The sequence below is a fragment of the Bifidobacterium longum subsp. infantis ATCC 15697 = JCM 1222 = DSM 20088 genome, assembly GCF_000269965.1.
Lineage (GTDB): Bacteria > Actinomycetota > Actinomycetes > Actinomycetales > Bifidobacteriaceae > Bifidobacterium > Bifidobacterium infantis.
The window spans coordinates 2,159,557-2,183,254 of sequence record NC_017219.1; the positions used below are offsets into that span (position 1 = coordinate 2,159,557).

At 62.0% G+C, this 23,698-nt stretch carries 18 protein-coding genes and 1 tRNA gene; 5 read left to right on the forward strand and 14 right to left on the reverse strand.

Features of this window, described 5'->3' with window-relative positions; all coding sequences use genetic code 11:
* Window positions 1-151: 151 nt before the first annotated feature.
* Window positions 152-2,299, forward strand: coding sequence for a 1-deoxy-D-xylulose-5-phosphate synthase (locus tag BLIJ_RS10295; RefSeq protein WP_012578257.1), 2,148 nt, complete (start codon window positions 152-154; stop codon window positions 2,297-2,299).
* Here the strand turns inward: BLIJ_RS10295 and BLIJ_RS10300 are convergent.
* The 4 genes from BLIJ_RS10300 to BLIJ_RS10315 all read right to left on the reverse strand — a co-directional run bounded on the left by BLIJ_RS10300 (window position 2,283) and on the right by BLIJ_RS10315 (window position 6,071).
* Entirely contained in the window at window positions 2,283-3,806 is a 1,524-nt protein-coding gene (locus BLIJ_RS10300) for an ABC transporter permease (RefSeq protein WP_012578258.1), read from the reverse strand. The genes BLIJ_RS10295 and BLIJ_RS10300 overlap by 17 nt on opposite strands.
* Window positions 3,807-3,817: 11 nt before the next feature.
* A complete protein-coding gene (locus BLIJ_RS10305; protein WP_012578259.1) occupies window positions 3,818-4,984 on the reverse strand; it encodes a COG1361 S-layer family protein in 1,167 nt (388 codons plus the stop codon).
* Window positions 4,981-5,745, reverse strand: a complete 765-nt coding sequence (locus BLIJ_RS10310) for an ABC transporter ATP-binding protein (protein ID WP_012578260.1) — start codon at window positions 5,743-5,745, stop codon at window positions 4,981-4,983. The genes BLIJ_RS10305 and BLIJ_RS10310 overlap by 4 nt, the downstream gene beginning before the upstream one ends.
* A gap of 252 nt (window positions 5,746-5,997) precedes the next feature.
* Window positions 5,998-6,071, reverse strand: a tRNA-Arg gene (locus BLIJ_RS10315).
* 76 nt (window positions 6,072-6,147) lie between these two features.
* Between BLIJ_RS10315 and BLIJ_RS10320 the strand changes: the two genes are divergently transcribed.
* Window positions 6,148-7,356, forward strand: coding sequence for an ATP-binding protein (locus tag BLIJ_RS10320; RefSeq protein WP_012578261.1), 1,209 nt, complete (start codon window positions 6,148-6,150; stop codon window positions 7,354-7,356).
* 86 nt (window positions 7,357-7,442) lie between these two features.
* Here the strand turns inward: BLIJ_RS10320 and BLIJ_RS10325 are convergent, their stop codons facing one another.
* Window positions 7,443-8,312: a MurR/RpiR family transcriptional regulator gene (locus tag BLIJ_RS10325; protein ID WP_012578262.1), complete on the reverse strand. Its 870-nt coding sequence runs from the start codon at window positions 8,310-8,312 to the stop codon at window positions 7,443-7,445.
* A gap of 208 nt (window positions 8,313-8,520) precedes the next feature.
* Here BLIJ_RS10325 and BLIJ_RS10330 point away from each other — a divergent pair, with 208 nt between their 5' ends.
* Both BLIJ_RS10330 and BLIJ_RS10335 read left to right on the forward strand, forming a co-directional pair.
* Window positions 8,521-10,719: an alpha-L-arabinofuranosidase family protein gene (locus BLIJ_RS10330; protein WP_014485096.1), complete on the forward strand. Its 2,199-nt coding sequence runs from the start codon at window positions 8,521-8,523 to the stop codon at window positions 10,717-10,719.
* Between the two features lie 179 nt (window positions 10,720-10,898).
* Window positions 10,899-11,159, forward strand: coding sequence for a hypothetical protein (locus tag BLIJ_RS10335; protein WP_013140385.1), 261 nt, complete (start codon window positions 10,899-10,901; stop codon window positions 11,157-11,159).
* Between the two features lie 123 nt (window positions 11,160-11,282).
* Here the strand turns inward: BLIJ_RS10335 and BLIJ_RS10340 are convergent, their stop codons facing one another.
* From BLIJ_RS10340 to alr, 7 genes are all read right to left on the reverse strand, one after another.
* Complete coding sequence (locus BLIJ_RS10340; protein ID WP_012578265.1) at window positions 11,283-11,693, reverse strand: isoaspartyl peptidase/L-asparaginase; 411 nt, start codon at window positions 11,691-11,693, stop codon at window positions 11,283-11,285.
* Window positions 11,694-12,035: 342 nt separating this feature from the next.
* Complete coding sequence (pdxR, locus tag BLIJ_RS10345; protein ID WP_012578266.1) at window positions 12,036-13,547, reverse strand: MocR-like pyridoxine biosynthesis transcription factor PdxR; 1,512 nt, start codon at window positions 13,545-13,547, stop codon at window positions 12,036-12,038.
* Window positions 13,548-13,604: 57 nt separating this feature from the next.
* Window positions 13,605-14,243, reverse strand: a complete 639-nt coding sequence (pdxT, locus tag BLIJ_RS10350; protein WP_012578267.1) for a pyridoxal 5'-phosphate synthase glutaminase subunit PdxT — start codon at window positions 14,241-14,243, stop codon at window positions 13,605-13,607.
* A gap of 85 nt (window positions 14,244-14,328) precedes the next feature.
* Window positions 14,329-15,204, reverse strand: coding sequence for a pyridoxal 5'-phosphate synthase lyase subunit PdxS (gene pdxS / locus BLIJ_RS10355; RefSeq protein ID WP_007053677.1), 876 nt, complete (start codon window positions 15,202-15,204; stop codon window positions 14,329-14,331).
* Between the two features lie 191 nt (window positions 15,205-15,395).
* Complete coding sequence (gene dnaG / locus BLIJ_RS10360; RefSeq protein ID WP_012578268.1) at window positions 15,396-17,495, reverse strand: DNA primase; 2,100 nt, start codon at window positions 17,493-17,495, stop codon at window positions 15,396-15,398.
* A 149-nt stretch (window positions 17,496-17,644) separates the two neighbouring features.
* On the reverse strand, window positions 17,645-18,931 hold the full coding sequence (locus tag BLIJ_RS10365; protein ID WP_041982077.1) for a deoxyguanosinetriphosphate triphosphohydrolase: 1,287 nt from the start codon (window positions 18,929-18,931) through the stop codon (window positions 17,645-17,647).
* Window positions 18,932-19,124: 193 nt separating this feature from the next.
* Complete coding sequence (alr, locus tag BLIJ_RS10370) at window positions 19,125-20,483, reverse strand: alanine racemase (RefSeq protein ID WP_012578270.1); 1,359 nt, start codon at window positions 20,481-20,483, stop codon at window positions 19,125-19,127.
* Between the two features lie 227 nt (window positions 20,484-20,710).
* On the opposite strand from alr, the gene BLIJ_RS10375 reads away from it, so the two are divergent.
* A complete protein-coding gene (locus BLIJ_RS10375; RefSeq protein WP_012578271.1) occupies window positions 20,711-22,171 on the forward strand; it encodes an APC family permease in 1,461 nt (486 codons plus the stop codon).
* 187 nt (window positions 22,172-22,358) lie between these two features.
* Here the strand turns inward: BLIJ_RS10375 and BLIJ_RS10380 are convergent, their stop codons facing one another.
* Together BLIJ_RS10380 and BLIJ_RS10385 are read right to left on the reverse strand one after the other, a co-directional pair.
* Window positions 22,359-22,901: a GNAT family N-acetyltransferase gene (locus BLIJ_RS10380; RefSeq protein WP_012578272.1), complete on the reverse strand. Its 543-nt coding sequence runs from the start codon at window positions 22,899-22,901 to the stop codon at window positions 22,359-22,361.
* A gap of 241 nt (window positions 22,902-23,142) precedes the next feature.
* Window positions 23,143-23,637, reverse strand: a complete 495-nt coding sequence (locus BLIJ_RS10385) for an S-ribosylhomocysteine lyase (RefSeq protein ID WP_012578273.1) — start codon at window positions 23,635-23,637, stop codon at window positions 23,143-23,145.
* Window positions 23,638-23,698: the final 61 nt, after the last annotated feature.

A 23,698-nucleotide genomic window follows, 5' to 3' on the forward strand; every position in this document is an offset into this window, starting at 1 on the left:
GGAATTACCGCATTCATTGTCCCACATCGCGCAGCGAACGAATCACCCATTTACGGAGATGTTGGGGGCATTGCTTCGTCATGTGGACCTCGGACAATGCCGGGCGTTAGCATTCAACTTCGGAAAGATTAGCGAAGGGAGATTCGAGGGTATGCGCAACGCGTCAGGAAACGGATTTGATTCAAGCGATTCCCTCGCCGTCTCCGGCGCCGCCGAGGGGACCGCGCGCCTTCACGACATCCCCCCGAGCATTACCCCTTCCCATGGCGACGACTCCCATCTGCTGAGCCGCATTGCCAGCCCGGCCGATGTCAAGGCCCTTGCTCCCAACGAGCTCGCCGAACTCTGCCGTGAGATTCGCGCCACGCTGCTGGCATATGGCCACCAACACGGCGGTCATATCGGCTCCAATCTGGGCATGGTGGAGGCCACGGTGGCCCTGCATCGCGTATTCGATTCGCCGCGTGACCGCATCGTGTTCGACGTGTCCCACCAAAGCTACGTGCATAAGATGCTCACGGGCCGCGCCGACGCCTATCTGGACCCAGACCGTTTCAGCGAGGTGACTGGCTTCACCAATCCGGATGAAAGCAAACACGACCAGTTCGTGCTCGGCCACACCGGTACCTCGATTTCACTGGCTTGCGGTTTGGCGAAAACCCGCGATATGGAAGGCCCGAACAGCGGCATCGGCAATGTGGTCGCCGTGATCGGGGACGGTTCGCTGAGTTCGGGCGTGGCGTTTGAAGGACTGAACAACGCGGCTGAGCAGGGCGGCAATCTCATCATTGTGTTCAACGACAATGAGATGTCGATTGCCGGCGATTTCGGTGGCATGTACGGTCCGCTCGCCCGCCTGCGCGCGTCCGGCGGCACCGCCCAGCCGAATCTGTTCAACGCGTTCGGTCTGGATTATCGGTATGTGGAATCCGGCAACGATGTTTCCGCGCTGGTCGCGGCTTTCGAGGAAGTGCGCAATATCGATCATCCGGTGGTGGTCCATATCCACACGCTGAAGGGCGCGGGATACGACGGCGCCGGTCACGTGGCCGGCACATCCTCGGCCTCGGTCGGGAACGTCCATGAGCCGGATTCGGCAGTCTCCGACACCGGCGTGCGCCCCACGAGCAACGTGCTGCACAGCGAACCGTGGCATTCGGATCACTGCAATCTGTCCGATCACGAACCGCATGAGGGCCAGTGCGAGGCCTCACACTGGCAGAACCCGGATTCGGCCATCGGCAAGGCGGACAATCCGCGCAAGCATTACGGCAAGATGGCGATGGCGGCCCTCGAGCCCCGATTCGCCGACGAACCGGGGCTGGTGGTCATCTCCCCCGCCACGCCGGGCTCCAACGGCATCACCCATGAATTCCGCGAACGCGCGGGCTCGCATTACGTGGACACGGGCATCACCGAATCGCATGCCGTGGCGTATGCCGCCGGCATCGCGCGGGCGGGCGGCACCCCCGTGGTGGCCACCACGGCGTCCTTCTTCCAACGCGCCTACGACCAGTTCTTCCAGGAGATGAGCCTGAACCGTTCGCGGGTCACGGTGCTTGATTTCCTGGGCGGCGTGTCTGCCTCGGACAATACGCATTCGGGCGCATATGACGTGGCGATGTTCGCCAACATCCCCGGGGTCACGATGCTGGCGCCGACCTCGGCCGACGAGTATCTGGCCGACCTCGCGTGGGCCACCGCGCCTTCCGGCGCCACGCACGCCCCCGACGGGCCGGTGGTGATCCGCGTGCCCGGAGAGCCGCTGCTGTCGGCCGAGCGAGACCCGAGTCTGCTGCCGCTGACCGGCGGTCGGTTCGCGGCGCACCCCCGGCCTGCCACAAGGTCCCACGGCGACGACGGATACCGCATGCTGGACTGGCGCGTCAACCAGGCCGGGTCGGCGGTCGCGCTCATAGGCCTGGGCAACGCCTATCCGCTGGCCGAGCAAACGGCCGCCGCGCTGTGCGCGGACCACGGCATCACGGCGACGGTCATCGACCCGCGCCAATGCTCATCACTGGACTGCGCCACCCTGGAATCGTTGCGTGACGGCCACACACTGGTCGTCACTCTCGAGGACGGTCAGCGCGAAGGCGGCTGGGGCGAGAAGGTGACCGCATACTACGCGAATCATCACGTGCCCGAATGCGATGCGGCCGGCCACGATCGCAATCCGCGCGTGCTGAACTTCGGCGCGGACAAGGAATTCACCGACCGCGTGCCGCTGGACGTCTTGGACGAGCGGTATGGCCTGACGGTACATCAGGTGGTCGAATCGGTCACTCGTTGTTTTTGATGGCGTCTAGGGCCGGGATTTTAACGGCTTTATTGGCCGGGCCGAAGCCGAACAGCAAGCCGATCAGCGTGGAAAACAGTACGGCGAACAGGAACAGCCACCACGGAATCACCGAATAACGGGTCACATTCTCGCCACCAACTATCGCCTGCCGCAGTATGGTCCAGAGGGAGGCGCCGGACTGCGCGCCATCGCCGCCGCCCGGCGCACCGGGAGCACCACTCGCGTACAGCATTCCGGCGACGTTGATGCCCAGCGAGACCAGTCCGCTCAATGCGCAGCCGATCAGTCCGCCGAAGAATCCGATCGCGCCGGCCTCCGCGAGAAACATGATGCGGATGTCCCGCACATAGCAGCCGAGCGCCTTCATGATGCCGATCTCCCGCGTGCGCTCCGTGACGGACATGATCATCGTATTGGCGATGCCGATGGCCGCCACCAGCAGCGCGACCGCGCCGATGCCGCCCAGAATCAGCTGGACCGCCCGTGATTGCTCATCCATCGACCTGCGCATGTCCTCATAGGAGGAGGTCTCGTATCCCAACGCCTTGATCTGCGATTCGACTTCGGGCACGGATCCGAGGTCGGCGGCCTTGACCAGCACCTGACTGTAGGTGTCGGATTTCCTGGCGGACGGATTGACCTTTGCGGCCAGCGCCTTCATCGCCTTCACATCCATGATCAGCCCATCGGAGGTGGCAAAGCCTTTGCCGTAGTCGCTCGCCGTGACGCCGCTGATCTGCAGGTCAAGGGTGATGTTTTCCGAGCGTCCCGCGGCGCCGCCCGCGCCCGCCGCACCGGCCGAACCGCCGCCCTGCATGGACATGGTGTACTGGTCGCCCTGGTAATTGACGCCGGTGGTCACGCGAATCCGCGTGACGAGCGGGTCGAAGAACGGCTTCTCGTCACGGCGGCCCTCGCATTGGGCGTCGGCGCCGGAGACGCACGGGGGCGTCATGCCGTCACCCGCGCCCATGCGCCGCTCGCCGTTCCTCAGCGTGTCCAGGAACCCGTAGGCGAACGTCTCCCCGGCGAGCACCTGATCGTCGCGGAACGGTTTCTCGCCGCCGACGAGCTTGTAGCCCATACGGTCGAACTGCGTCATATCGACGCCCATGACCTGCACGTAATCATGGAGGTAACGCCCGCCGGCGCCGGCTCTGGCCGTCACGGTGTAGGGGAAGTCCATCATCGGCGTCACGCCGTCCACGCCGTTCATCGCACGGAAGGACTCCAGAGCCTTGTCGTCGAGCTTGGCGCCGCTCCCGGTCGACGAACCGCCCCGCTCCGCCCGGTCGGGGCCGCCGTCGGCATACACGGTGACGATGGACAGATCGCCCATGGATTTGATCAAGGCGTTCATCTGCTCGTTGATGCCCTGGCCCAGCGAGACCATGAGCACGATCGAGCAGCAGCCGACGATGACGCCCAGCACGGTCAGGATCGTACGGGATTTGCGCCGCCATAGGTTCTGCCGGCAAAGTCGCAGGATGTCGCCGAATCGCATGGCCGAACCTTTCAACCCTTGCGGGAGGGGGCGGCGGGCGCGGGTGCCGTCCCGCCGGGCGCCGTCCCGTCGGGCGCCGAGGTGCGCGGGGACGCCTGATCGGCGGCTCCATCGCCCGGGGCCGCGCCTTCCCCGCCCGCGGACCAATCATCCCAATCCTCATCGATGTCGTTCTTCCCGGCCTTCCTCCTGCGGCGACGCACGAGCAGCACGATCGCCGTGATCACCGTCACAACGCCCACGGCGATGGCCACATACGCCGGCACCGGCAGCCCCCGATCGCCGCCGCGGCCTTCGACCGAATCGGACGCGCCGGGCTGGTCCGCCGCTGGCGCGTCGGCCACGGACACGGTGAGCGGGAATTCCTTGGTTTTGGTCTGTCCGTCGGAATCCTCGTACGTGACTTTGAGCGTGGTCTTCAGCTCGCCTGACGCGTGCGGCGTGAAGGCGTACCCGATCGTGCCGGTGGCGCCGGAAGCCACATTGCCCACGTACTGGGTTTTCATCGTGGCATCGAAACCTTCGCCCTCCATCGTGGCCTCGACGTTGGCGATATCGCCTTTGCCCTTGTTCACATATTCCATCGTGACCGTGTTTTCCTGGCCGGCGATCACCTGGTCGGGCACTACGGGATCACTGATTTCGAACCGGTCAGGCTGACTGATCGGCACGGAAATCTTGACGTCGGACTGGCTTGAGGAGCGGGCGCCGGCGTCCACATACTCGTATCGGAAGTTCACGGTCACGGGCTGCGCGCCGCTTTTCGCGGAGGCGAGCGCCTGCATGGGCACGGTCTGCGTCATCGCGTACCCGGCCCACAGCGCGTCGACGTAGAACGTGTTCGTGCCGCCCGCGATGGCGAATCCCTCCGCGCCGTCCACGGTGACGACCATGTTCGTCACCGCCACCTGTCCCTTGTTCTGGAAGGTGAAGTCGAGGTTGAATTTGGATCCGGCGGCCACGGAATCACCGCCATACGCGAAGTTGGTGATGATGATGTTGGGCACCGGTCCGGCGAGCGGCGTGGCGCCGCCGTCGCTTCCCTGCGCGGCGCCTCCCGCGTCCGCGCCATCGACCGCATACGCCTGGCGCGGCAGGGAGACGACGGTGAGCGTCAGCGCGAGTGAGGACAGCAACGCCACGATGATGGCGATGGTGCGGCGGGTGAGATGCTTCATCGGTCTGCTCCTTGCATGCCTTGGCTGGATGGTGTGGATGATGCGGATGGGCGGGGAGTAGGGGATCCGGCACCGAGGAGCCGATCGCCGGTGATGCGACCATCGAGCAAGGTGACGATGCGATCGGCGTATGAGGCCATCTGCGGATCATGGGTGACCAGCACGATGGTCTGGTTGAAGTCATGGGCGAATGCGCAGATCATCGTCATGACCTCGGTTTTGGTTCTGGAGTCGAGGTTGCCGGTCGGCTCATCGGCGAACACCACCTCGGGCTTGGTCACAAACGCCCGGGCGATGCCGACGCGCTGCTGTTGGCCGCCCGACATCTGGCGCGGGTAATGGCTGAGACGATGGCCGAGCCCGACTCGTTTGAGTACGCCACGCGCCGCACGTTCGCGCTGTTCCTTGGGCACGCCGTGGAACATCAGCGGCATTGCCACGTTTTCCAGCGCGGTCAGATTGGGTAGCAGGTTGTACGACTGGAACACGAATCCGAGATGCTTTTGGCGGAAGGCCGCCAATTCGCGTTCGTCGAGCCTGCTGACGGGCACACCGCCGATGCGCACGCCGCCGCGCGTCGGTTTTTCCATGCCGGCCAACTGGTTGAGCAGCGTGGATTTGCCGGAGCCGGACTCGCCGAAAATGCAGCAGATCTGGCCTTGCGGGATACTGAGATTGACACGGTCAAGCGCCACCACCGTCTCATCCTCGACGGGGTATTCCTTGCGTAGGTTTCTTACCTCGATGATTGCTCGCGGCACGGGCCCTTCTTCCTTCGTTCGTCGCCATTGGCGGACGCGCGATAGCTGGTTATTATCCAGCACATCTCAAATCAGAGTATAGCCGTTATGCAGGAGCCGCACCCCTTAAGGGTGTTCCCGGATGGCAGTGATAAGCATATAACCGCTGATCTCGAGGTCGACGGTTCAGGCTCCAGACGGACCCAGACCGGCATAATGCCCAAAAGCCCCTGGCCCCCACAAACGATGAGGAACCAAGGGCTTATTACATCGTGACCCCGGACGGGCTCGAACCGTCGACCTTGAGATTAGAAGTCACATGCTCTATCCAGCTGAGCTACGGGGCCAAACTCATGTAAGTCTAGCCGTAGGGGTGTAAAACACCTCGGCGTAACGTCGGCTTGCACCGGTACCATCGGCGATATGGGGACAACGGAGAGCAACATAGATCACACCGCATCGGGCCAGACCGTCGCAGGCGATAGTGGTGAGCTCACTTTCACATACGCACAGGGTCGTTTTGCCAGTGAAGGCAGGGATTGGGAAAGCCCGGTTGTGACCAACATGACTGCATCCGTCTCTGCCGATGCCGGTAATGCCCTCGCCGGCAGCATCATCAACACCGGCTCCAACAACACTTTCACCAGCACCACCGAATCGTCGCTTGCCACCCTGCTGTCCGACCAATGCCCGTTCGTTATCAAGGCCACCATTTTCGAGGGCAATGGCAAAAACGCCATTCGCGAACGTCACACATTCACCGGCTCGGTGCTGCGCCAGCTCGACCAAGCCAGCGCCCTGCTGAACGGCATCAACGAATCCGGCCAACACCCGGCCATAGCCCTGCGCGAAGCATTGGTCAACGCACTGGAACATCGCGATTACACGTACTCCGGCCCCACACTGATCAATATCTTCGATTCCCGCTTGGAGATCGTGTCGCTCGGCGGCCTGACCGATGGTTTGGAAATCAATGATCTACTCAACGGCGTATGCCAGCCACGCACCCCGCGTTTGGCTGAATTGTTCGCCGATCTGGGCCTCTGCGAGAACTGCGGTACCGGCATTCAACGCATTATGGACGCCTACGCGCAGAGCGCGGTCAGTCCGCAACTGCGCGTGGGCCCCACTTCGGTGGCAATGGTGCTGCCCATCCCGGTATCGGCCGAGGCCGCATCCTCGCATCGAACCGATACCGATGCATCCGCCGCGCCCAGCACCACTGACGAGGCGCAGCGCGCCAAAATGTACTCATTCCCCACGATTCAGCGCATGACGGATAACGCCGCAGATGCTTTGGCCGGCGCACGCATCATCGGCTGCGCGCCATTGCAGACACTGATTCTCGGCAGCGGATTCGGCGAGCGCCCGGACGGTGACGATCAGGTCAGTACCCGCCCGCTCGATACGGCAACGCTGGAACCGTCGCCTCAAACGTTGGAGCAGTTCACGCTCAATTTCCTCGCGTTCCGCGGCGTGAAGCTCAGCCGTAAAACCATGCAGAAAGCGCTTGGTCTGAACAAGGATCAGATGACGCAGCTCTTGGACCAGCTGGAGTTGAGCGGCAAGATCGAACGTCATACACACGCCAAGTCCACTACGTATTCGCTGGCACATGCCTCAGGACGGTAGCGACCAGGGCGACAACGACCAAATCGTCAACAACCCAAGCAGCAACGACCAGAGCAATACAGCCCAAGGCGCGATAAAGCAGCAGCTCAGTTCTCGAATACGCGATCGCGAATCATGCGACCGGATTCGTCGAGCGCGGTGGAGAACCGGCCGTAGTCGGACAGAATCACGCCCATGTACAGCATGTCCACGAGCGCGGTATCGGCCACGCACGAAAAAATCGCATTGCCATAAATCGTATGCGAGTCACGACCCGTCAGCAACGTCACGTCGGCCCAACTGGCCAGCGGCGCGCCGATGGCATTGGTAATGGCGATGGTTTTCGCACCATGCGATTTCGCCAATCGCAACGCTTTGACAGTATCCGCCGAACTGCCCGAATGAGAGAAGGCAACGGCCACAGCGCCGTGGGTCAGGTGCCCGGCACCGATCTGCTGCAGGTAAGCGTCAGTATTGAGACGGCACGTCAGTCCCAGGTAGCCGAGCTTGGTGAACAGATCCATCGCCGGTGTCAACGAGTTCTCCACGCCGAAAATGTCGATGAACTCCGATTCGGCGAGTAGGGCGACCGCCTTGCGATAGGCCTTGGGGTCCAACGCACTGTGCAGCTCATCGATCAGCGCCTTCGCGCCATCGGCCGCTTTGCTGGGAATCTCATCCTCGCCATCCCACGGATTCAGATCGAATCCATCCAACGGATTGAAGGTCACTTTGTGCTCGGCGGCCGGATGGCGCAACACGTACCGCAGTTCACGGTAACCGCCGAAGCCGAGCTTGCGGGCGAACCGAATCACCGTCGGCTGGCTGACGTGGGCGATGTCGGCCATCTGACCGACGGTCAGGTCGGCCGCCTCCTCGATATGATCCCGAATATACTGGGCCACGGCGCGCTCCGCCGGACGCAGCGACGGATACACGTGGTCGATGCGCTCGCGTATTCCCACCGAGGACTGCACAGCCACGCTCCTAGTCGCCCGTATTTTCCATTCCCGTTTCGAGGGTACCGGCTGTATACCGGCGAACAATCGACTTGGATTGACCGCAACATGAACGGTGAGCGAACTCTTCCGTTTACCTTTCCGCTCCATGCCCTCTACAATCGAAACCATGGTGCGGATTAGCGTGGGAAGCCCCACCCATCACACAAGCGGGCGGCTGTACGGCGTGTTCCTCGAGGACATCAACCATGGTGCGGATGGCGGGCTGAACGCCAACATGGTGAACAACTACAGTTTTGACGGCGTCTATCTCGACCATCACACGTGGCGTATGGCCGGCGCCGAACGATGGCGCACACAGGCCGATTCCCTGCGTTTCTGGGATTTCATCAACTGTTCCGCCGCCAGCCTCGGCAGTGAGATACGCGGGATTCACGGCCAGCGGGTGACCACCGACTGTCCCGCCCCGCCAATTCACGCACATAGCCGATACGCTCGCATCACGTTCGATGTTCCTTCCGAAACCGGCCCTGCATATCTGGAAAACCTCGGCTATAACGGAGGCGGCGACAACGGGGGCGAGCCCGCGTTCTCCATCGTCGCCGACCACACCTATTCCGTCAGTTTCGCGGTACGTCCGGTTCATGGGCGGGCCGAGCTGTCCGTCGGCGTGGTCGATAGGTATGGCCTGCCGCTCACCAGTATCACTCGATTGTCGTATATCGTGGACTCCGATCCGCTTGACGGTACGGAAGAGACCGGTCTGAGGCAGGACGATGGGGCCGATGCGCAGGATTCCGGCGTTTCGATCAGTCCGGATTCATCGGATGATGCCATCGTCATCGGTCGTGACGGCTGGTACCGGTTCAACGCCGACGTAACCGGCCTGAACACCGATTACGGCAAGCTGCGTATCACCATTGACGCCGGCGAACGCACCACGTTCGATCTTGATCTGGTGCAGTTCATGGATGCGGACTATTGGGGCGTGGGCGACCCGAAATGGCGTTACGGCAAGCTGCGCCGCGATTTGGTGGAGACCATTCAGGCGTTGCATCCAGCGTTTCTGCGATTCCCCGGCGGCTGCATCGTCGAAGGTGTGACGCCCGGCAATGAATATCGCTGGAAGGATACCGTCGGCTCTCTGGCCGCGCGACGCCAACAGTATTCGATGTGGTCGTTCAAGATGCCGGATGGTTCCAGCTATTCGCAGAGCTACCAGATCGGTTTCTACGAATATTTCTGCCTGTGCGAGGACCTCAAGGCCAAGCCGCTGCCTACCCTGTTCGCCGGCATCGCATGCCAGTCGCCCGGCCGCGATCCGCGCCACATGGATATCAATTCGGCAACCTTCCGCAACAATGTTATTCAGGACTACCTGGACCTCATCGAATTCGCGAATGGCGATCCGGAGTCCAGCTCGTGGGCCGCGGTCCGGCGTGATATGGGCCATCCAGAACCGTTCGGCCTGGACATGATCGGCGTGGGCAACGAAAACTTCGGGGCTGACTACGTGGCCAAGTTTGACATGATCAGCGAGGCCATCCACGAACGATACCCGGATATGCTGTGTGTGATGAGCGCCGGACTGTTCCCCTTCCAGCCGGCGATGAAGCGCATCTGGGACCATGCGCGAGCGTTGGCCGCAACCGATTCCGGGGCACATGATTCCGCCACCAGTGACGCGATTATCGTCGACGAGCATTCCTACCACTCCCCCGAATGGTTTGCATCACAAGCGTCACGATTCGATACTTACCCGCGTTGCGGTGCCGGCGTCTATTTCGGCGAATATTCAGCCAACGGCTATTTTGCCGGCCAACCACAGACCGAACAAGGCGCGAACACGTGGAAGTCGGCACTCGGCGAGGCCGCGTTCCTGACCGGTTGCGAGCGCAATTCCGACGTGGTGCGCATGACCTCCTATGCGCCGCTGCTCGCGCATATCCCGGCTAAGGGGTGGGCGCAGAATCTTATCGAATTCAATCCGGCGCATGTGAACCCCACGGTGAATTATGAGGTGGAGCGGCTGTTTTCCACGCATCTGGGCGACACGACGTATGCCGTATCCATCAAGCAGACCGCGTCACGTCCCACCAAACATCTGTATGTCAGCGCCACCGGGCATGACGGGGATGACGCCTGCCGTTACATCAAAATCGTCAATACCTCCGATTCCCCGGTGGATGTGACGTTGGAAATCGCGCGCGGACTGGCCGGGCTGGGCACCTCGCCATCGCGACCGGTGCGTTTGGAGGTGACGACGTTAAGCGCCAGTCCGACGGCGAAGACCACTATCGGATACCGCGGCGAGGCTTCGGGGGCGATTGTGCCGGAACGTCGGGCTTACACATTGCCGTCGCCGTCTTCATTGCTGGCGATGAAGATCAAGCCGTACAGCGTCACGCTGGTGGTTTCGCGCTGATTGGCATCGGCCATTAGGCCGATTCCTTTGCCGTTAGAATCACCCTCAAGGATGAGGGGAATCGTGCAGATTCAGGGAATAATAGGGGCTATCCCCCATAGCGAATACAAGCGCGGGAGGGCAGGATGGAAACCACGGCGGCCAGAAGACCGCCGGCCAACGATGAAGGAGTGTGCGGTATGTTTATCAATCTGTTCCGCAGGCAGCGCCCTGCGCTCGCCCGGCTGGCCCGCAACTCCAACGCCTATCGTCAGCCGATGGTTGCGGCCGTATCATCGTCCGCAGTCGGCGTATCCAGCATCACCTCTGCATCCACCACAGCCAACACAGACGGCGTATCCGGCGTATCCACGCTGGATGCCACCATCGGCCGCATTCATGACATCCCGCAGTCGGCCATGAGCCGACTGACCGGCTCCCCCACCGTATACGCGCGGTAGACCACCCCAGTCGGCTTCGCCGACAGCCCCCGTCGATGAACAGCAGCGACCAGCAACACGGCCGCCGTGCCGGAATACGGTGCCATGATGCCGCGCAATGCTGTGCCCGTATATACGGCTGCATCATTGTGTGGCAGTCCAGACACGACTACCGTACGTGACTGGCTCAAACCAATGGAACATAGTTTCATTGCCACGGCCGACCGCCGGCAGAACGATCATGCCGCCATCGCCATGATGCGCGGCGACTTCGTCCAAAGTGGCCGTCGCGGCATCCTCGACGTTCTCGCCGGAGAAACGCACACGATCCGACACCTGATGGGCGGCGACCACAGCCTCATGCGCCGGTGCTCCGGATTCCAACAACTGGTATCCGGCATCGAGGGCGCGCTGCAGATCAAGTTCGACCTGGGCGATGCGTTCAGGCGTGCTGTGCTTGCCACGACTGCCCGCTCCGGCGTGAATGATAAACGTGATGCCGGTTTCGCTGCCCGCCAGTTCAGTGGTCACCGGCGAAACGGAGGATGTGGTCATATCGTGTCCCTTTCTGGAGTCAGATGGATGTGCTGACGCCAACGTATCGCTGCTCCCGCATGTATGGGCCGCGACCGGTTCCGCATTTCGCATCATCGGCTCGCGATGGCGTGACTCGTTACTGCGCCACCTCGCCACTACGCCAGGGGCAATGCGATGCCGGCTCGATCGGCCAGATCACGCAACGACCACGTGGTCTGCCCCGTTCGCCCGACAACGCTATGCGCATGCCACAGCGAACTGATGATGGCTTCCTCGCTTATTCATTCGTCGAATGCACTCATCGATGTGGGTATGTAGCCATCAAAAAAACTCGACAACCGCAATGAGCCAGTCACTTGGCTACATCTGTGCTATCGTCTCGCCAATGATTCGAATGCCGGTATCAATGTCAGCAGCATCCGGGCGCACAAAGTTGAGACGGATGTGGGAATCATCCATTTCGTCAACGTCGAACACACTGCCCGGCATGAACGTGACGCCTTGGGAACGGCAGGATTCCAATACATCCAGAGAGCGCACGCCGTCCGGTAAGGAAACCCAAATATAGTAGCCACCTGCAGGCACGGTCCAATACACTTCATCCGGCGCATACTGTTCCAATGCTGCGATTGCTGCATCTCGTCGAATGCGGTAAGCCTTAATCAAACCGTGCAAATGTTCGGCGACGCGGCCTTCTTTAAGCAGTTCCAGGCAGATGCGCTGCGATGACGTGCTCGTATGCTGGTCGACCATGCGCCGCAGAGCCGCCAGCCGGTTGATCACATGCGGGTCGGCCACAACCCATCCCGTGCGCAGGCCCGAAGTGACGGTTTTCGAGAACGTCGACAAATACATCACGTATCCCGCATTCTCCATGCCCTTAAGCGGTATGGGGCGATGTGCGTCAGATGATCCCCCGCCGTACCACAAATCGCCGTAAGCATCGTCTTCCACGATCAGACACTGATAGCGCCGCGCCACGTCGATGAGTTCGCTGCGTCGTTCGGGCGGCAGCGTGGTACCGGTGGGGTTTTGGAACGTCGGGACGGTGTAGATGAGCTTGGGCCGGAATCGCGCGCAATAGCCGTCCAACAGGTCTGTACGCATACCGTGCTCGTCCACTGGAACGCCGATGATGCGCGCATCCGCCGAGCGGAAGGTCTGCAATGCCGGGAAGAATGTGGATTGTTCGACCAGCACGCAGTCGCCGGGGTTGATGAACGCGCGCACGATGAGGTCGATGCCCTGCTCGGAGCCGGAGAGCACCATCACGTTGCGGACGCCGCATTGTACGCCTCGTGTGCGCATATGTTCGGCAAGTAGCGCACGCAACTCTTCGAATCCCTCGATAGGTGATTCCGGTTGGCCGTCGAATTCCCGCGATTCGAACGCCTCGATGCTCACCTTGCGCAACAAATCGTCCGGGATATCCGCCGGGTTCGGCGAACCGGTGGCGAAGTCAATAATGGTGTCGCCGCGCTGCGCCCGCTCGGCCGAGGCGATGTCATGGTAGGTAAACCGGTTGGAATAATCAGAGAACAACACCGACCATGGAGGACGCACGACGCTCGGTTTCGGCTCCTCGTCAATCGGCTTATGTCTCACTACAGGAATCCGGGCAGTCTCAGTATGCTGCAACGGCAGCACGAACGTGCCTTTGCCGACTTTGGAGGCGATAAGACCTTCGTCCTTGAGCTGCTGATACGCCTGCAACACCGTGGTGCGATTGACTTCGAGACGTGAGGACAGCTCGCGTTCGGGAGGCAGGCGGTAGCCCTCGGCCATCGCGCCGGAGACGATCTGTTCACGCAGCTCGGCAGCCAGCTGCCGGTACATCGGCACCTTGCTGCGTCGATTCAGCTCAAGCTGCATGGCAGATCGTCTCCTTGATTCGTCAGTCGGATACCAGTCTAGCGGCAGACGAATCGACTACAGCGACAGGAAGAGCTCGTGGATGCGGGTATCGTCCGTGAGTTCCGGGTGGAAGGCGGTGGCCAGGATATTGCCTTGACGCAAGCCCACCACGTGGCCATCGACTTCGGTTTCGACCGTGGCCTCAGGGCCGACCGACACCACGTACGGTCCGCGGATGAATACCAGTGGGAAGTCCGTGATACGCTGCGGATCATCCGCCGCACCAAAATCGGCGGTGGCCTGGAAACTACCGAGCTGACGACCATAGGCGTTGCGGCGTACGACGGCGTCGAGCGCGCCAAAGTAGACATTGTCGTCATTGTCGAGCTTTTTAGCCAGCAGAATCATGCCGGCGCAAGTGCCGAATACCGGTTTTCCTGCCTTGATGTGTACGGCGATCGACTCGAACAGTCCGGTCGAATGCAGGAGCTTGCCCTGTGTAGTGGATTCGCCGCCGGGTAGAATCACGCGGTCGATGGATTCATCGAAATCCTCGGTCGCGCGCAGCAGTTTCCACGGCGCACCGAGCTTGTCCAGCACCGCCGCATGTTCGGCGAATGCGCCTTGTACGGCCAGGATGCCGGTCACGCCGTGCTTGGCGTTTTCGGCGTCCTCGGACTCTTCTTTGGAAATATATTCAGCAGCTACAACCATGTTGTCTCCTTGGGCCTTGACTCCCGCTGGCGGGAGCGTCACCTTTTCTTGGCTCCCCTCAAAGAGGGGAGCCAAGGTGATGCACTCACTCGCCGCGAGCGGCCATGATGGTCTGAATCTCGTCCTCGTTGATGCCGACCATGGCTTCGCCGAGGTTTTCGGACAGCTTGGCGAGCAGATCGGCGTCCTGCCAGTTGGCAGTGGCCTTGACGATGGCGGCGGCGCGCTTGGCCGGGTCGCCGGACTTGAAGATGCCGGAGCCCACGAATACGCCTTCAGCACCGAGCTCCATCATCAGAGCGGCGTCAGCCGGGGTGGCCACGCCACCGGCGGCGAAGTTCACGACCGGCAGACGGCCGTTGTCGTGCACGTACTTGGCCAGATCATATGGCACGGCCAGCTGCTTGGCCGCCTCGTACACCTCGTCGTCGCGCAGGCCGACGAGTTCGCGGATCTGCTTATTCATGGTGCGCATATGACGCACGGCCTGAATCACGTCGCCGGTGCCGGGCTCGCCCTTGGTGCGAATCATGGCAGCACCCTCGGCGATGCGGCGCAGCGCCTCGCCCAGGTTCTTCGCGCCGCACACGAACGGCACGTCGAACTGGTTCTTGTCGATGTGGTACACGTCGTCGGCCGGGGAAAGCACTTCGGATTCGTCGATGTAGTCGATTTCGATGGCCTGCAGAATGCGGGCTTCGGCGATGTGGCCGATGCGCACCTTGGCCATGACCGGAATCGAGACAGCTTCCTGAATGCCCTTGATCATGGCCGGGTCGCTCATGCGGGAGACGCCACCGGCGGCGCGAATGTCAGCGGGGATGCGCTCCAGCGCCATCACCGCGCAGGCGCCGGCGTCCTGCGCGATTTTCGCCTGTTCGGGCGTGGTGACGTCCATGATCACGCCGCCCTTGAGCATCTGGGCCAGATTACGGTTGAGTTCCGCACGATTCTGCGTCATGAGTTTTCCTTCGTTTCGACGTTGCTTGGTATCGCGCTTCATTATTGAACGAATCGGATTGGCCCCACCCAGACCAGTCCAATTTGGATGGGGCCAATCCGCAACTTCTGCACCCATCCAATCCGGCAACCGGTTGTATGGCCTTATGCATCCGGCACGTATTCGAAGATGCGCGCAATCAGTGGGAGGTATTAGCCGACGGTGTTGCCGTAGATTTGGGCTTGGAGGTCTTTACGGGCGGTTTCCATGCGGGTGATCTGGCCGAGGAGGGTTATTTTTTCTTCGCCGTCGGGCAGCTGGGCCATGCGGCGTTTGGCCAAGCCGATCTGGCGCATGAAGCCCATGTCCAGTAGTCGGGTGAGCAGTTCGGTGGCATAGCGCTGCTCTTCCGGCGTGGCAGGGCGTAGCTGCACGGCGGCCGCACCACCGCCGGCTCCCCCGGGCGCGTTCGACTGCGGAGGTTGTGCGCCATTACCACCGTCGTCGCCAGGCAGTGGCAACGGCATGACGGCCAGCTCGTTGATTACCTGATTGAGCATCGGCCCGCCTGCCTTGGTGAGGTTGTGCATCCACAGCCCCTGCGGGGTATCGTCGGATGGCAGTCCGCCAGCGGCCGCGATCGCCTGGAACAGGGTGCGGAACACCGAAGTCATGAAATGCTCGATGGTCAGCTGCCCGAACATGATGCGGTCGATGGCGCGCGGCACCTGAATCAACACGGCCATGAACTGCTGTTCGGCGATGAATACGGCGTCGTCGATCTTGAAATATGCCTGTTCGGCGGCGTCACGGCGCTCCAAAGCCTTGCGCGTGGCCGGATTGGTGTACGGGTTGGTGCCGGGTTCCACACGCGGCTCGTCACGCTCGAATCGACGTTTGGGCGCATAGGCGTCCTCATCGCGCACGTGCATCTGCCGGCGCGCGTTCATCACCTCGCGGCGCATCACCTCAAGGTCCACGCCGATACGGCCCGCGGACTTGCGCGCGTAAGCGTCCCACAGGGAGCGGTCGCGAATCTGCGCCACCAGCGGGGCCACGGCTTTCATCGCACCCACCTGGCCGGGCGTGTAGGTCAGGTCGAACCGGCTGATGGCGGCGTCGATCACGAAATCATACAACGGTTTGGCGCGGGCGATCAGCGAGCGCACCGCCTCGTTGCCTCGCTCGATGCGCAGGTCGCACGGGTCAAGATTGTCGTCGGCCACGGCCACGAAGGTTTGGGAGAGGAAGGCCGAATCAAGGCCGAAGGCGTGCAGCGCGGCCTTATGACCGGCAGCGTCACCGTCGAACGTGAACACAATACGCGAGCTCAATGGCTGGTCCTTGACCTTCAGCGGCCCGACCAGCTGGACCGCGCCCAGCGAATCGTCGGCGATCAGGCGGCGCACAATCTTGGCGTGCTCGGCGCCGAACGCCGTGCCGCACGTGGCGATGGCGGTGTCGATGCCGGCCAAGTGCATGGCCATCACGTCCGTATAGCCTTCGACGATCACGACCTGCCGCTTCTTGACGATGGCGGATTTCGCCAAATCGATGCCGTAAAGCACCTGGGTTTTGCGGTAGAGCTGCGTGTCCGGCGTGTTGATGTATTTGGCGGCGATCTGGTCGTCTTCGTATAATTTGCGCGCACCGAAGCCGAGCGTGCGGCCGGTCGAATCGCGGATAGGCCACGTCACGCGGCCACGGAAATAGTCATAGATGCCGCGCTGGCCTTGACGGGCCAAGCCCGCGTCGAGGATTTCCTTCTGCGTGAAGCCCTTGGAGGCCAAGTGGCGCACAAGATTATCCCAACCTTGGGGCGCGTAGCCGCAACCGAAACGTTCGCAATCAGCTTGGGAGAAGTTGCGGCCGCCAAGCAGCTTGCGGGCGGGCAGCGCTTCCTTGGTCAGGATCTGGGAGACGAAGAAGCGCTGGGCTTCCTCGCAGGCTTCCAGCAGTCGCGTGCGCTTGGAGCCGGTGTTCTCGCGGCTCGGGCCGTTGCCGCTGTTCTCGTAGTGCAGCTCGATATGGTACTTGTCGGCGAGCAGTTCCACGGCTTCGCGGAAGTCGATGTTTTCGGATTGTTCGACGTATTTGAATACGTCGCCACCCAAGCCACAGCCGAAGCAGTGCCACACGCCGAGCGAGGGACGCACGTTGAAGCTGCCGGTTTTCTCGTCGTGGAACGGGCACAGGCCCACGAAGGTGCCGGTGCCGGAGGGCTTAAGCGTTACGGTCGCAGATACAATGTCATACAGGTCCGCGGCGGCGCGCACCTTCTCGACATCTTCTTTCTTAATCATTCCGACCATAAGTCTCTAGAGTACCGCCTCACCTGAGACACAGTAAATTTTTACCGTTGGACACCAGTTCTTCTGGGTTCGACTCCCCTCAGACTCAGCGAGGCCCCTTCCAAGAGGTGAACCCGCAGGACGGAGTATCGCACCCGCCTGACACAGCCTCAGCACAAAATGGAGTGCAGGGCCAGGGCGGAGTTGTCGGTCAGGCTTGCGACCTGATCGATGGCGACGCGCAGGCGCTCGTCGTCGTTGGTGGATTCGTTCCAATCGGCCAGGAACTGGCTTTCCAAAGCGTCGGATGGGAGCGGCGAATCGGCCATAAGCACATCGACCAAATCCGATACGATCTTGAGCTCCTCCTGATGGAATGGCTCGCGCTCGCGAGGCGCCATGACGAAGTACACGGCGATGCCCTTCAACGCCACGATCTCGTAATTCGTGTCCTCGGGAATCACGATGTTCGAGGAATACCGGGTCAACGGCCCGGGCCCATACGTGTCGCGCGTGGCGGTTTCCACCGACCAACAGAAGCGGCCGATCAAATCGGACGTAATGTTCTTGAGCTGCGCCAACGATTCGCGCGAACCATTGAAATGCGCGGGGAACAAATGCTCTCGGCGCAATCGCATGAACGCGGCCAGCAGCTTGTCGGCATCCCACTTCGCCCCATACCATGCGCGCGTCTGCTCGATGATGTGGTCCAGCATCCTCGGATCGGCGAGCACAATCGGATCGAACGCGCCGGTGGCGATGGAATCCTCGACATCATGCACGGAGTAGGCGACATCATCCGAAAGGTCCATGATCTGGCATTCCATGGGCTTGGTGGCCCGGGGAGCGCCGATTTTGAGCCAGCGGAACACCGGCTCATCATCCGGGTAGACGCAGAACTTCTTCGACCGCTCCCCCTTGGGGTGTTGGTCGGCTTCGGCCAAGGTCCACGGGTATTTGACGGCCGCATCCAAGGCCGCACGGGTCAGGTTCACGCCGGCCGAACGCCCGTCCGGGTGAAAGATCTTGGGTTCGAGCCGGGTCAGGATACGCATGGTCTGTGCGTTGCCCTCGAAGCCGCCGATATTGCTGGCGATATCGGCGAGCGCACGCTCCCCGTTGTGCCCGAACGGCGGGTGACCAAGGTCGTGGGCCAGACAGGCGCAGTCGACCACGTCCGGATCGCAGCCGAGCAATGCGCCGATTTGGCGACCGATCTGGGCGACTTCCAGCGTATGCGTCAGTCGGGTGCGGGCGAAATCGTCGGTACCGGCAATCAGAATCTGGCTTTTCGCGCCCAAACGCCGCAAAGCGGACGAATGAATCAGTCGCGCGCGATCGCGTTCGAAAGCCGTGCGCGACTTGGATTTGGGCGGCTCGGGTGCCCATCGCTCCTCGTCGAAGGCGCTGTAGCCCTCATCGCTCAGCACCTGTTCCCCATCCAACGTTGTTTCCATATGCCCAGCATAGGCACACATATCGGCCGCAGTAATCCCGACTTCCCGAATATGTGCCACTGACGTCAACTCAACGGCACATATTCGGGAGATTGGGGCCGATTTCCCGAATATGTGACGCTCAGCACATGTCAGTGGCACATATTCGGGAAGGAAGGGATTACGGGGTGCCACCGTATGGCGGTAATGCACCTTATAGCAGCGTGGCCGGGTCGAGTTTGGCGAGGTCGGCGGCGGGCAGCGCGTCGGCGGCCTGCTCGTACAGGCGCGGGATGCGGTTGCGCAGGCAGGTGAAGATCTCGTAGCTGATGGTGTCGGCGGCGCGGGCCCAATCGTCGGCGGTAGGCTCAACGTAATCCTCGCCGCGTCCCGCGCCGAACAGTTCGACCGTGTCGCCCTCGTGAACGCCGAGTTCGGCGGCGGATCCGTGCAGGTCCACGATGAACTGGTCCATGCACACGCGACCGCACACACGGTACAGTCTCGGGCCTTCGGCGGTCATGATGCGCACCGGGCCTCCCGGCTTCTCCACATGCTTGGCCCCCTCCATGTCGAATCCCGAAGCGGAGCGGTGGATGCCGTCGGCGTACCCCAGCGGCACTATGGCGGTGGACGTGTTGTCCGGGGTCAGATAGGTACGGCCATAGGAGATGCCGTGACCCGCCTCCACGTCCTTGACCGTGCCGAGCTGCGCCTGCAGGCGCATGGCCGGGGTCAGATGCCAGTCGCGCGGGGTGCCCATCGCGGGGTCGGGTTCGTAGCCGTACAGGCCGATGCCGGGGCGGGTGAGTTCGAAATGGATCTCGGGTCGGTCCAGTGTCGCCGCCGTATTGGCCAGATGTCGGATCTCGGGCGGGATGCCGGCCAGCTCCATGCGCCTGGTGAAGTCCTTGAACGTTGCGATCTGCTGGTCGGTGGAGGCGACGAATTCGGGCACATCGGGCGAATCGGCCACGGCGAGGTGGCTCCACTGGCCCACGATGCGCAGCACACCCTCCTTGGCGAGGGGCACGAGCGCGGCGAGCGCGGCGTCGAATCCGGCCGGAGTGAACCCGTTGCGGCCAAAACCGGAATCGACCTTCACATGCACGCGGGCGGGCTTGCCGAGCCTGCGCGCGGCGGCGGCCAGCGCTTCGATGCCGGACAGGGAGCCGACCGACACGTCGATGTCGGCGGCGATCAAATCATCGAACGGCGCCGCGGCGCCGTTGTATACCCAGGTCAGGATATGGCACCGGTCGGGGCCGATGCCAAGCCTGCGCAACAGGAGCGCCTCATGCGATTGCGCGGTGCCGAGCCATGTGGCCCCGCCGGCGAGCGCGGCCAGGGCGGTGGGCAGCAGGCCATGGCCGTATGCGTCGGCCTTGACCACGCCCATCACCGCCGTGCCCGATGTGGGGCCACCCACCACGGAGACCAGATGGGCCATGTTGTCGCGCATGGTTTTGAGGTTCACGATGGCCTGCGCGGGGTATTGCCGGCGGGCGGCCTCGTAATTGGCTTTGCCCCGCTCGGAGGAGAATGCGATTTCCGGTGCTGCGTTCATGCTCATGGATATCTATTGTTGCGCGGGAATATGACGTGCGGTCGTTTCGACCGCATGACGCCGTCCCGGCGTGCGGAACGGCGGGCACCGTTTTCGCCGGGCAGTCGTACACTAATGTCCAATGTGCGGTTTTCGACACAGGACCGCCTATGATTCCCGGCGTTGAGGCGTGCCGGGATCCCGGAAATCCGTCCGGTTCAGCCCCATAATCCTAGATTTCATGAGAGAAGAACATGGATCTGTTTCGTAAGAAAAGCGTGGATCAGCTTGTCGCCGAATCCACTCCCCTCAAACGCACGATGCGCACATTCGATCTGACGATGCTCGGCATCGGCGCGATCATCGGCACCGGCATCTTCGTGCTCACCGGCAAGGGCGCGCTGACCGCCGGCCCGGCCCTGTCCGTATCGTTCCTGCTGGCCGCCATCTGCTGCGGTTTCGCCGGCCTATGCTATGCCGAGTTCGCCGCCATGGCTCCGGTCTCCGGCTCGGCCTACTCCTACGCCTATCTGGCGTTCGGCGAACTCGTCGCCTTCGTGATCGGCTGGGATCTGATCCTGGAATACGCCCTGCAGGCGGCCACCGTGTCCGCCGGCTGGTCCGGATACTTCAACAAGCTGCTGGAAGGCTTCGGCCTGCATCTGCCGGTCGAACTGACCGCCGCCTACGGCACCAACCCGGACGTCACCACCTACTTCAACCTGCCCGGCTTCGTCATCGTGCTGATCATCACGTGGGTGCTCTCCATCGGCATCAACCAGACCAAGCGCACCAACGACGTGATGGTGCTCATCAAGCTCGCCATCATCGTGCTGTTCATCGCATGCGCCGTGTGGTATGTGAAGCCGTCCAACTGGCAGCCGTTCTCCCCGTATGGCGTCTACACCTTCCAGCCCGGCTCCACCCAGCCGTATGGCATCGTGCCGGCCGCATCCATCGTGTTCTTCAGCTTCATCGGATTCGACGCCGTGTCCTCTTCCGCCGAGGAGACCATCAACCCGAACAAGACACTGCCGCGCGGCATCCTGCTGTCCCTGGCCGTTTCCACCGTCCTGTACATCATCATGACCCTGATCATGACCGGCGTGGTGCCCTACAAGGATTTCGCCAAGTACATCGACGCCCCAGTGGCCGGCGTGATCCTGGAGACCGGCATGAACTGGCTCGCGGTGATCGTGAACCTGGGCGCCCTCATCGGCATGACCACGGTGATGCTCGTACAGCTGTACGGCCAGTCCCGTATCTGCTACGCCATGAGCCGCGACGGCCTGTTCCCGAAGTTCTTCGGCCAGGTGCACGAGAAGTACCGCACCCCGTTCAAGGGCACCTGGTTCTTCGGTCTGCTGACCGCGTTCGCCGGCGGCTTCATCAACATCAACGTGCTGTTCGAGCTGGTGAACATCGGTACGCTGTCCGCGTTCATCATCGTGTCGGCCGGTATTCTATGGATGCGCAAGACCCAGCCGAATGCGCCCCGCGGCTTCCGCGCGCCGGGCGTGCCGGTCACCCCGATTCTGTCCATCGTATTCTGCTTCGTGCTCATCGCCGGTCTCAACTGGGAGACCTGGGTGCGTTTCGCCATCTGGTTCGGTCTGGGCCTGATCGTGTACTTCGGCTACAGCCGCAAGCGCTCCAAGCTCGGCCTTGAGCAGAAGGCCGGGGCTGACGCCAAGGTCGCTGCGACTGAGGACTGAGGTCTATCGGCTGACCGATAGTCGATGGCTGCTTTCGTGAAAACCGTACGCTGAGTTACTTTCAGCGTACGGTTTTTGCGATATGCACGAGTTTGAACGGGCGGCCGACGGACTGTACGTGCGCGACGACGTGGACCTTACCTGACCAGCTCCACCGCGGAACCGAACACGCTGGCGACAGCCACACTCACCACTCGTGGCGCTGATAGGCGATTCTGGTGGTGTCGACCGGCCGGTCGAGCAGCTGGATCAGGCCGCAACGGGCGAAGCCGGAGCTTTCGAGCACGTGCTGCATGGCCTTGTTATTGGGGTGGGTGTCGGCGCGCACGTTGCCGTAGTGCTTCAGGGCCCACCTGATGCAGTCGCGGGCCGCGTGGCGCACCAGACCGGATGCGGCGATGCGGTGGATGGTCACATAGGTGTCGTTGTCCAGCCAGGCGCCTTCGATTTTGGCGTAGGTCGGATCCTTGCCCGGGCACAGGGCGAACTGGGCCAGAATGCGTTCGTGGCCATTGCAGGTGTCGACCAGCAGCATCGTACGCTGGTTGGCGATGTCGTCCTCAATCACCGATTCACGCGGAAATTCGTTGCCCCACTGGGTGGGGTTGCCGTTGGCGGCCATCAACGCGCGTGCGCGTGCGTAGATTTTTTGCATCTGCGGCAGATCGCGCATGGTGGCGTGGCGGAAACGGCGGCCTGTCGCCTTGTTTGCAGCGTTCGACTGAGTCACTTCTCACCTCTCCGACATGCCGGGTTGCCGGCACGGTGACCGGCGACTAACTGACGGCCAACCTACCATGCCGTAGGCACAAGAAATCACCTCCGCGTTGCATGACGGACACTAATAAACAATGGCTTCCGTCCGCAGGAGCCGGACAGTCCAGCCGAGTTGAGGACAGCCACCCTCAGTTGGCTTTGCCCCCAGCTCCCGCCAGCGGGAGCCGAATCAGAATTGGATCGAATCAGACGAATCAGACGACCTTGCGTTCGAACGGGTCGGAACTGATGCCTTCCTCAAGGATCTGCTTGGCCCATTCCTTGGCGGCGAACAGGCTGTGGTCGCGATAGTTGCCGCAGCTCTTCTCAGTGGTGGCGGGCACGTCATCCCACGTGGCCTTGTATGCGATGAACTCCAACGATTCCTTCAACGCCTTGGCCACATCCTCGGTGGAGTGGGTGCCCCAGGTCAGCAGGTGGAAACCGGTGCGGCAGCCGAACGGCGAGCAGTCGATGTAGCCCGGGATACGTTCGCGCAGCAGCACGGCGATGGTGTGTTCGATGGTGTGCAGGCCGCCGGTGGGGATGGCCTGCTTGTTCGGCTGGGTCAGGCGCAGATCGTAATTGGAGATCACGTCGCCGTGAGGGCCCGTTTCGGTGTCGATGTAACGCACGTACGGTGCCTTGACCTTGGTGTGATCAAGCTGGAATGATTCGACGACGGGCTTTTCGGCCTTGCCTTCTGTCATGCTGTTGCCTTTCTACTTGCTGACTGTTCGGTCATGAAGTATCGAACAGTCATCGTAGTCG